The organism is Streptomyces viridochromogenes, assembly GCF_001270495.1.
GTDB lineage: Bacteria > Actinomycetota > Actinomycetes > Streptomycetales > Streptomycetaceae > Streptomyces > Streptomyces viridochromogenes_A.
Map to the genome: position 1 here is coordinate 1 of NZ_LGUR01000115.1, position 392 is coordinate 392.

1 protein-coding gene is annotated in these 392 nt (G+C 69.9%); it reads right to left on the bottom strand.

Annotated features, from left to right (window positions below):
• Window positions 1-392: FMN-binding protein (locus ADK36_RS11850; RefSeq protein WP_159391120.1), on the bottom strand; the 392-nt coding region annotated here is incomplete at both ends.

Sequence of the window (392 nt, forward strand, 5' to 3'; positions counted from 1 at the left end):
GTGCCTGGACGGCTTCGGCTTTGGTGATCTTGCCGCCGTTGACGGTGATGCGGACCTGGACCGCGCCGTACTGGGTCTGGACGGCCTTGCCGGTGACGGTGGCGGCCTGGGCGGCGCCCGACCCCTGCGAGCCCGAACCCTGTGAACCGGAACCCTGCGCCGCCCCCGCGCTCGCCTGCGCCTTGTCCAGGGCCGACTGGAGTGATTCCTTGTATCCGGCGCTGGTGTAGGTCGCTCCGGAGACGGCGTCGATGTCGGCGGTGCCGGCTGCCACCGCTGCCTGGTTGAGCTTCGGTACGGCGTTGGCGGTGATCCGGTCGCTCTGGCCGCCCTTGGGTGCCTGGACGGCTTCGGCTTTGGTGATCTTGCCGCCGTTGACGGTGATGCGGACC